General features: G+C 55.4%; 8 protein-coding genes. 4 read left to right on the forward strand and 4 right to left on the reverse strand.

The window, feature by feature from the left end; genetic code table 11:
• The first annotated feature begins 2 nt into the window (after window positions 1-2).
• The 4 genes from AXE65_RS11225 (at window position 3) to imm9 (AXE65_RS14335) (ending at window position 3,948) form a co-directional block, all read left to right on the forward strand.
• Entirely contained in the window at window positions 3-1,163 is a 1,161-nt protein-coding gene (locus AXE65_RS11225; RefSeq protein ID WP_068392334.1) for an acyl-CoA dehydrogenase family protein, read from the forward strand.
• 10 nt (window positions 1,164-1,173) lie between these two features.
• On the forward strand, window positions 1,174-3,267 hold the full coding sequence (locus tag AXE65_RS11230) for an acetate--CoA ligase family protein (protein WP_068392337.1): 2,094 nt from the start codon (window positions 1,174-1,176) through the stop codon (window positions 3,265-3,267).
• Between the two features lie 88 nt (window positions 3,268-3,355).
• Window positions 3,356-3,550: an Imm9 family immunity protein gene (imm9, locus tag AXE65_RS14330; RefSeq protein ID WP_068392340.1), complete on the forward strand. Its 195-nt coding sequence runs from the start codon at window positions 3,356-3,358 to the stop codon at window positions 3,548-3,550.
• Between the two features lie 89 nt (window positions 3,551-3,639).
• Window positions 3,640-3,948, forward strand: a complete 309-nt coding sequence (gene imm9, locus AXE65_RS14335) for an Imm9 family immunity protein (protein WP_079214147.1) — start codon at window positions 3,640-3,642, stop codon at window positions 3,946-3,948.
• Window positions 3,949-4,043: 95 nt separating this feature from the next.
• On the opposite strand, the gene parC is transcribed toward imm9 (AXE65_RS14335), so the two are convergent.
• The 4 genes from parC to rpsT all read right to left on the reverse strand — a co-directional run bounded on the left by parC (window position 4,044) and on the right by rpsT (window position 9,223).
• The gene (parC, locus tag AXE65_RS11245) at window positions 4,044-6,278 is read right to left on the reverse strand and encodes a DNA topoisomerase IV subunit A (protein WP_068392344.1); all 2,235 of its coding nucleotides are present in this window, start codon (window positions 6,276-6,278) and stop codon (window positions 4,044-4,046) included.
• 74 nt (window positions 6,279-6,352) lie between these two features.
• Window positions 6,353-6,874: a retropepsin-like aspartic protease family protein gene (locus AXE65_RS11250; protein WP_068392350.1), complete on the reverse strand. Its 522-nt coding sequence runs from the start codon at window positions 6,872-6,874 to the stop codon at window positions 6,353-6,355.
• Entirely contained in the window at window positions 6,871-8,757 is a 1,887-nt protein-coding gene (gene parE / locus AXE65_RS11255) for a DNA topoisomerase IV subunit B (RefSeq protein WP_068392352.1), read from the reverse strand. The genes AXE65_RS11250 and parE overlap by 4 nt, the downstream gene beginning before the upstream one ends.
• Before the next feature lie 181 nt (window positions 8,758-8,938).
• A complete protein-coding gene (gene rpsT, locus AXE65_RS11260) occupies window positions 8,939-9,223 on the reverse strand; it encodes a 30S ribosomal protein S20 (RefSeq protein WP_068392355.1) in 285 nt (94 codons plus the stop codon).
• Between the last annotated feature and the right edge of the window lie 182 nt (window positions 9,224-9,405).

Raw genomic sequence — 9,405 nt, forward strand, 5'->3', positions numbered from 1 at the left:
CCATGCACTTTGAACTCACTCAAGAACAACAGATGCTGGTGGATGCGGTCAAAACTTTTGTCGAAAAAGAACTGCTGCCACACGAAGAAACCGTTGATAAAAACGACCAAGTGCCGCCGGAACTGGCCGCACAAATCCGCCAAAAAGCCCTTGATGCCGGCTTTTATGCCTTCAATATGCCAGAAGAAGTGGGCGGCGGCGGTTTGGATTATTTGACCCAGGCGCTGGTGGAACGGGAACTTGCCAAAGTGTCCTGGGCGCTGCATGTGTTTGTTGCCCGCCCTTCCAAAATCCTTATGGCCTGTCAAGGCCAGCAGATTGAACAGTACCTCTTGCCCTGTGTGCGTGGCGAGAAAATCGACTGCTTTGCGCTAACCGAACCCGGCGCCGGTTCCGATGCCAACGCCATCCAAACCCGCGCGGTGCGCCAGGGCGATGACTTTGTCTTAAACGGCGCCAAGCACTTTATCAGCCACGCAGGCGTTGCCGACTTTGCCATTGTCTTTGCCGTGACCGATACCTTTACAGCAGGCGGCAAAACACGCAACGCCGTCACCGCCTTTTTAGTCGATAGAAACACCCAAGGTTTAACCGTGCGGCGCGGCCCTAAGTGCGTGAGCAATCGCGGCTACCACACTTATGAACTGTTTTTTGACGACTGCCGCGTCCCTGCCTCAAAAGTACTGGGCGAAGTGGACAAAGGCTGGCAAGTTGCCGGCGACTGGCTGTCCGCAGGTCGCGTGATGGTGGCTGCCAACTGCGTCGGGCAAGCGCAGCGGGCCATGGATTTGGCGCTGCGCTGGGCGGCAGAACGCAAGCAATTCGGCGCGCCCATCGGTCGTAATCAGGGCGTTGCCTTCAAACTCGCCGATATGGCCACACAAATCCGCGCCGCCGAACTGCTCACGCTGCACAGCGCCTGGAAGATGGATAAAAACCAGATGACCGATGCCGACGCGGGCATGGCCAAACTCTTTGCCAGCGAAGTGCTGGGTAAAGTCGCCGATGAAGCGGTACAGATTTTCGGCGGTATGGGTCTGATGGATGAAGGCGTGGTCGAGCGCCTGTGGCGCAACGCACGTATCGAGCGAGTATGGGAAGGCACCTCAGAAATCCAGCGGCATATCATCGCGCGCGAACTGCTGCGCCCGTTCTGGCCATAAGGCTTTGTTAATGAATAAAAAAGACAATCTAAAACGCCTGCTTGCGCCTAAATCGCTGGCCTTTATCGGCGGGCGCAGCATGGCGCAGTCGGCGAGGCGCTGCCTTGAAAGCGGCTTTAACGGTGAAGTCTGGCTGGTCAATCCCAAGTATCCAAGCTTGGAAGGCATGGACTGCATCGCCTCCACCTTCCAATTACCCAAAGCGCCCGATGCCGTCTTTATCGGCACCAACCGTGCACTTTGCTTGGAAGCCGTTAAGGAGCTTGCGCAAATTGGCGCAGGCGGCGTGATTTGCTACGCCTCCGGCTTTGCCGAAGCAGGCGAGGCCGGAAGCGCCTTGCAGCAAGAGTTATTGCAGAGCGCAGGTGATATGGCCTTATTAGGGCCGAACTGCTACGGCCTGCTTAACTACCTGCACAGCGCCGCGCTCTGGCCGGTCGCCCACGGCGGCAAAGCCGTTGAACAGGGTGTTGCGGTACTGACGCAAAGCGGCAATTTTGCTTACAACCTCTCCATGAGCGAACGCTCCTTGCCGATCGCCTATATGGCCTCAGTCGGCAATCAGGCGCAGCTTGGCTTTGCCGAGCTGATGGAAGCGCTGCTCGATGAACCCAAAGTCACCGCCATCGGCCTGCATCTGGAAGGCCTGCGTGATGTAGCGGCCTTTGCCCGCGCCGCTTTTAAGGCGCTGGAAAAAGGCGTGCCGATCATCGCGCTAAAAACCGGTGTATCGCCGATTGGCGCAGAACTTGCGCTTAGCCACACCAGTTCACTGGCCGGTAGCGACGCACTCTATGACGCCCTGTTTACACGCCTCGGCGTTATTCGCGTAGATACGCCCTCACGCTTTATCGAAACGCTAAAAGTCGCCGCCAGCGGGCAAAAAATCAAAGGCACCCGCCTGCTCGCGCTGGCCTGCTCCGGCGGTGATGCTGGACTGATTGCCGATGGCGCTTATCGTCATCAGCTCGCCTTGCCAGCGCTTAGCCAAGCGCAAAAAAGCGCACTGCAACAGGTACTGCCGGATTACGCCAATATCGCTAATCCGCTCGACTTCACGACCGCCATTTGGGGCGATCAGCCCGCGCTTGAACAAATGCTAAACAGCGCTTTACCCGCTGAAACCGACGCGGCTTTGTTGGTGCTGGATTACCCCAGCGAGCAAAGTGGCGAGCGTTATATGTGCGACTTGCTGCTCGATTGCTACTGCCAAGCGTTAAAGCGCCACGGAAAGAACGGCTTTATCGCCTGCAACCTGCCGGAGTTTCTGCCTGAAAGCGCCCGCGAGCGCCTGCACGCCGCCGGCATCCCTGCGCTGCAAGGCTTGGATGATGCGCTTTTCGCTTGGGCAAGCCTTGCGCGTTATTCCAGCACCGCTGAAATGCTGTTAACCCAAGGCGAAGCCGCGCTCCCACCGCTGCCCCCCGCGCCCATCAATGGGCGAGGGAAGGCAGCCTTAGACGAATGGCAATCCAAACAAGCCCTTAAAGCCTTTGGCCTGCCACTACCCCAAGCGCGGCTTTGTACACCAGAGCGCGCCGCTTCGGCCGCCGCCGAACTGGGTTATCCGCTGGCGCTAAAAGTCGTCAGTGCCGATTTACCACATAAAACCGAAGCCGGAGGCGTGGCGCTTAATCTTGACAACGAGGCCGAACTACAAAGCGCTTTGCAGCGCATGCAGCAATCGCTCGCCGAAAAAGCCCCCAATGTGCCTTTTGAGCAGATTTTGCTGGAACGCATGGCAGAAGCGCCGCTCGCCGAATTGATAATTGGCGTAAAACGCGAAGAAGGCTTTGCACTGGCCTTGGTCATCGGCAGCGGCGGGATTTTGGTCGAGCTACTAAAAGACAGCCTTAGCCTGCTACTGCCGACCACCGATGCCGCCATTGAACGGGCGTTGCTCAATTTGCGCATTGCCCCGCTGCTCTTGGGCTTTCGCGGACGAGCGGCGGCGGATATGCCTCAATTGATTGCCGCCATCCGTGCCATAGCCGATTACGCCTGCACCCACGCAGGTAACTTGTTGGAACTGGATGTCAATCCGCTACTGGTCACAGCAACAGGCGCAGTGGCCGTCGATGCGCTGATCAGACTGGCCGACTAAGCGGCAGGTTGGGGATTGGGCTGCTTAGGGTCTGCCATCCTACTTTTGAGAACAGTACCCTTAAATAAAAAAGTCAGGGAATATCAAAATGAAAGATAAAAAAGCCAAACAAGTAAAGGTCTACAGATGGATGGGCGTCCCTAATCTTCTTGAATTTGCTGACGTATATTCAGTTGAAAAAAAAGTAGCTACTTATATTGAGTCTATTTTGCCAAGAATAAACATGGAAGATATATCGGGATGGGAGCTAACTTTATCCATTAATTACTTCGTCTCATTCTAATTAGCGTTAGAAACTGAATTAATAATCAAAGGCCATGCCAGATTCTTCGGATGCGCTCCGAGTCGAATTATTCATGTTTTTAACGCGAAATGGAATCAAACTTCATTGGAATTCATAAAAAATTTCTACGGCATCCTTTAGGTAGAGAATACGAAATGATGATTAGCCCCCCCATCCCCGATAACAGGCAAGCGCCTTATGGTATACCGCCGCTTGGCAAAAAAATAAAAGCTTTTCGTCCAATAAAAAACGTCCGCTTCCATGCTTTGGATCCTGAGTTTCATAAATATGACAACCTTGAACAATGTATTCTTGCGTCAGCAATAAAGGCTATAGACTTTGGCTTCACCAAAGGCTTCGCTTGTTATGGGAAGAAAATAAAATTTCAAGATTTATAATAACTCGCATATCACTCTTCCCGGCCTGGCGGCGTTTACAACAATAAATGGCCGCTGCTCTGCGCCACCAGCACATAGGGCGCACCCGCCTATCTCTACTCGGCACAAAGCTTTTCCACCCGCTGAAAGCCGCGCGGCAGTTTGTTGCCACGCCGACCGCGCTCGCCTTGGTAGTGGGCAAGGTCGGCGGGTTTAAGGGATAGCGTGCGTTTGCCTGCCTGTAGTAGCAAAGTGCCGTCTGCTGGCAATAGCGCCAAACCCAGCAAGCGCTCGTCACGCTCCCTGGCAATGCCGATGATTTTATTGCCCTTGCCTTTGGCAAGCTGCGGCAGCTCTTTTAACGGCAGCAGCAGCAACCTTCCGTCGTTGGTGGCCGCGGCAAGCCAGTGGTCAAGGCTTTCAATCAGCAGCGGCGGCAATACGCGCGCACCATCCGGCAAGCTGAGCAAGGCTTTACCGGCTTTGTTTTTGCTGCATAAATCCTCACCCTTGGCAATAAAGCCGTAACCGGCATCACTTGCCAGCAGATAGAGCGCCTCGTCTTCTGGCAGCAGCAGCGCCTCAAAGGTTGCGCCCACCGCAGGACTCAGCCTTCCGCTTAACGGCTCGCCCTGCCCGCGTAGCGAGGGCAGCGTATGTGCAGGCAGCGAGTAACTGCGTCCATTCGAGTCGATAAACACCGCCGCTTGATTGGAGCGCCCCAGCGCCGCCGCTTTAAAGCCATCACCGGTTTTGTAGGAAAGACTCAGCGGGTCAATATCATGCCCCTTGCCGCAGCGCACCCAGGCTTTTTCCGACAGCACCACTGTGACCGGTTCCGATGAAAGCCTCTCGTTTACGCTAATGGCTTTGGCTTGTCCGCGCTCAATAATCGGCGAACGGCGCTTATCGCCGTAGGTTTCGGCGTCCTGAACAATTTCTTCGCGTACCAGGTTTTTAAGTTTTTCTTCACTAGCCAATAAGCTTTGTAGGGATTTGCGCTCTTTGGCGAGTTCATCCTGCTCGCCTCTGATTTTCATTTCTTCCAGCCGTGCCAGTTGGCGCAGGCGGGTATCCAAAATGTAGTCGGCCTGCTCTTCGGATAAAGCAAAACGCGCCATAAGTACGTCTTTAGGCTTATCTTCAGTGCGGATAATTTGAATCACTTCATCCAAATTTAAAAAGGCGATCAGCAAGCCTTCGAGCAAATGCAGGCGTTTTTCGACTTTTTCGAGGCGAAACTGCAAGCGGCGGCGCACCGTGGCGATACGAAAACCCAGCCATTCGACCAGCAAGGTGCGCAAGTCCTTAACCTGCGGCTTGCCGTTAACGCCTATCACATTGAGATTAACGCGGTAGCTGGTCTCAAGTTCAGTCGTCGCGAACAGGTGCTGCATCAGCGCCTCGCAGTCCACCCGATTGGAGCGCGGTATCAACACAATACGGCAGGGATTTTCGTGGTCAGACTCGTCACGCATATCGGCGAGCATCGGCAGTTTTTTTGCCTGCATCTGTGCGCCGATTTGCTCTTGCACGCGTAGACCAGATACCTGATGCGGTAGCGCAAAAATCACCATATCGCCGTCTTCCATGCGGTAACTGGCACGCATGCGCAGCGAACCGCGCCCAGTTGCGTAGATTTTTTGCAAATCCGCAGGCGAGGTGATGATTTCCGCTTCGGTCGGGAAATCAGGCCCCGGTATCAGCTCGCAAAGTTCTGCCAATGGGGTATCCGGCGCGTCCAGCAGACGTACACAGGCGCTGGCCACTTCGCGCAGATTGTGCGGCGGCACGTCGGTCGCCATGCCCACGGCAATGCCGGTGGTGCCGTTAAGCAGCAGATTGGGCAGGCGCGCGGGGAGGATTTTCGGTTCTTCCAGCGTGCCGTCAAAGTTTGGCTGCCAATCGGCGGTGCCTTGTCCCAACTCGCTTAATAGCAATTCGGCGTAGCGCGACAGCCGCGCTTCGGTATAACGCATAGCGGCAAAGGATTTCGGGTCATCCGCCGCGCCCCAGTTGCCCTGCCCGTCAATCAGCGGATAACGGTAGGAAAACGGCTGCGCCATCAGCACCATCGCCTCATAACAGGCGCTGTCGCCGTGTGGATGGAATTTGCCCAGCACGTCACCCACGGTACGCGCGGATTTTTTATGCTTGGCCGAGGCCGAAAGCCCCAACTCGCTCATGGCATAAACAATGCGCCGCTGTACCGGTTTTAAACCGTCGCCAATATGCGGCAGCGCACGGTCCATAATCACGTACATGGAATAATTTAAGTACGCTTGCTCGGTAAACTCCGCTAAAGACAGGCGCTCTACGCCTTCGCTGGTTAAATCAAGAGGTTGGTTCATGATTAATATCTATAACAATTTAAATACGGTCTTTGCGCTAGCGATAATGGCCGATCATTTTAAAATCAAACCAATCAAGGCAAGTATTGGCGCAATAACAACCGGCCGTCTTTATGGGTAAATTCGAGTCTGCGCAGCGCGCTCATGCCCAGCAGGATTTCCTCGCCTTCCATGCCCGGGCTAATCAGCGCTTCGACATCGTAAAGTTTAATGTCGCCTAATTGCAGGCTATCAATACGGGTGAGATGCGCCGTTACCGTGCCATTGGCGGTGCGCACCGATATGCCCGCACCGCGGCGCAGCCCCAGCTTTTTGGCGACTTTTAGCGGTATCGCCACGCTGGTTGCGCCGGTATCGAGCATCAGCCGGACTTTTTCACCGTTGATTTGACCCATCATGCGGTAATGCCCATCCCGCCCACTTTTCAGCACAACCTCAATACTGTCTGCATGACGCTGCGAGGCGGGGTTTTGGTTGGGGTTTTCGCGCTTTTCTTCAAACGCGCCAAAAAACCAGGTCGCCAGCAGCAAGGCGGCGAGCCAGCAGAGAATGAGCATCACTCGTCCAGCGCGTTGGCCAGGTAGCGGGCTACTCAAGTCAGTACCTCGGCTAAATCGCCTTTGGCCTCCAGCCAGCTTTTGCGGTCGGCGGCGCGTTTTTTGGCGAGCAGTCTGTCCATCAGTTCGCGCGTGTAGTCCACGTCATCCAGCGTTAATTGCACCAAACGGCGCGTGTTGGGGTCCATGGTGGTTTCGCGCAGTTGCAGCGGGTTCATCTCGCCCAAGCCTTTAAAGCGCGTCACTTGCACCTTGCCACGGCGGTTTTCCGCTTGCAGGCGGTCTAAAATGCCGTCCCGCTCGGCTTCATCCAGCGCGTACCAGACCTCTTTGCCCAAATCGATACGAAACAGCGGCGGCATGGCGACATGCACATGCCCGGCTGCGACCAGTGCGCGAAAGTGGCGCATAAATAAGGCGCAGAGCAAGGTGGCGATATGCAGGCCGTCCGAATCGGCATCGGCGAGGATGCAGATTTTGCCGTAGCGCAGCGTGGTTAAATCGTCGCTGCCCGGATCCATGCCGATGGCAACGGCAATATCGTGCACTTCTTGGCTTGCCAACACTTCGCTGCCATCGACTTCCCAAGTGTTGAGGATTTTCCCGCGCAGCGGCATGATGGCCTGGAACTCTTTATCACGCGCTTGTTTGGCGCTGCCTCCGGCCGAATCGCCTTCGACCAAAAACAGTTCGGTACGCTGGCTGTCTTGTCCGGCACAATCGGCCAATTTGCCGGGCAGTGCTGGACCTTGGGTGATTTTTTTGCGCTCGACCTTTTTGCTCGCTTTAAGTCTTCTGCCCGCGTTACTAATCGCAAGTTCCGCAAGCTGCGTGCCGCTTTCCGGATTAGCGTTCAGCCACAGGCTAAAAGCGTCTTTCACGACGCCACAAACAAAGGCCGACGCCTCGCGTGAGGACAGGCGCTCTTTGGTCTGGCCGGAAAACTGCGGCTCTTGCAGCTTCATCGACAGCACAAAGGCAATACGCTCCCAAATATCCTCAGGTGCGAGTTTTAAGCCGCGCGGCAAGAGGCTTCTGAACTCGCAAAATTCGCGCATGGCATCCAGCAGCCCTTGGCGCAGTCCGTTGACATGGGTGCCGCCCGCAATAGTCGGGATAAGGTTGACGTAGCTTTCCTGCACCGCCTCGCCGCCTTCCGGCAGCCAAAGCAGCGCCCAGTCCACCGCTTCATTTTTGGCGGCAAAACTGCCGTGAAAAGGCGCATCCGGCAGGCAGGCAAAGCCTTGCACGGCTTCAGCCAGATAGCTACGCAAGCCGTCTTGATAGCACCAGGTAATGAGTTCACCGCTTGATTGATCGGCAAAACTGACCTCCAATCCCGGGCAAAGTACGGCTTTGGCTTTCAGCAGATGTTTTAAGCGAGGTACGGCAAATTTGACCGTATCGAAGTATTTTGCCTCCGGCCAAAAGCGCACCCTGGTACCACTTGAGCGCTTGGCAGCAGTGCCGGTTTGTGCAAGTTCGCGGGTTTTCTCGCCTTGCGCAAAACCCATCCGATATTCAAAGCCGCCTCGGTGAATACAGACTTCCAAGCGTGAAGACAGCGCATTAACGACCGACACGCCCACGCCGTGCAGTCCGCCAGAAAACTGGTAGTTGCTGCCAGAGAATTTGCCGCCCGCGTGCAGCCGGGTCAGTATCAGCTCAACGCCAGGAATGCCTTCTTGCGGGTGAATATCAACCGGCATGCCGCGCCCATCGTCGGCGACTTCTACGCTGCCGTCTTGGTGCAGAGTGACTTCAACCTTTTTGGCAAAACCGGCCAGCGCTTCATCGACCGCGTTATCGATAACCTCTTGCGCCAAATGATTGGGGCGGCTGGTATCGGTATACATGCCGGGGCGTTTTCGCACCGGGTCAAGACCTGCGAGAACTTCAATTTGCGCGGCGTTGTAAGTCATGCGGGAAAAGCAGCCAAAATTGCGGGCGGGCAGGCTAACCGCAAGACTTGCCTCACTGCAAGCGCTTTAAATGCACTTCCACCCCTTTCGCGCAAGCGGGAGAGTGGCTTAAGAGAGAAAAAGCCTGCCCACAAAAAAGGCAATGTGCCAAACACATTGCCTTTTATGCTTTGTCTTAAGGTTAAGCCGCCGCTTGGACAGGCTGCGCCAACGCCTTGATATGAGCGCTTAAGCGGCTCTTGTGACGGGCGGCCTTGTTTTTATGGATGATGCCTTTGTCGGCCATCCGGTCAATCACCGGCACCGCCAGCGTATAGGCGGACTTGGCGCGCTCGAGGTCTTTGGCATCCAGCGCCTTGACCACGTTTTTGATATAGGTGCGAACCATCGAGCGCAGGCTGGCATTATGACGGCGGCGCTTGTCGGCCTGTTTGGCGCGTTTAATTGCAGAGGGTGAATTGGCCACTGCGTGACTCCTCGAAACCTGTGAAATGGCGGGCAAATAAAGGGCGCGGATATTGCCTTATCAAACAGCGCTTGTCAAGGACTTTCGAGAAGTTTGTCAGTGATAAGTAATCTGTCCGCATCAGTAGCAAATGAACTGTCCGGTTTTACTGACCGCCGAGGAGGTGGTCATGAAACGGACGC

Origin of the sequence: Ventosimonas gracilis, assembly GCF_001580025.1 — a bacterium.
GTDB lineage: Bacteria > Pseudomonadota > Gammaproteobacteria > Pseudomonadales > Pseudomonadaceae > Ventosimonas > Ventosimonas gracilis.

Bases quoted from the DNA above. Each gene is read 5' to 3' on its own strand.
- AXE65_RS11225 (WP_068392334.1), top strand. From the start codon at position 3: ATGCACTTTGAACTCACTCAAGAACAACAGATGCTGGTGGATGCGGTC.
- imm9 (WP_068392340.1), top strand. From the start codon at position 3,356: ATGAAAGATAAAAAAGCCAAACAAGTAAAGGTCTACAGATGGATGGGC.
- parE (WP_068392352.1), bottom strand. From the start codon at position 8,757: ATGACTTACAACGCCGCGCAAATTGAAGTTCTCGCAGGTCTTGACCCG.
- imm9 (WP_079214147.1), top strand. From the start codon at position 3,640: ATGGAATCAAACTTCATTGGAATTCATAAAAAATTTCTACGGCATCCT.
- parC (WP_068392344.1), bottom strand. From the start codon at position 6,278: ATGAACCAACCTCTTGATTTAACCAGCGAAGGCGTAGAGCGCCTGTCT.
- AXE65_RS11230 (WP_068392337.1), top strand. From the start codon at position 1,174: ATGAATAAAAAAGACAATCTAAAACGCCTGCTTGCGCCTAAATCGCTG.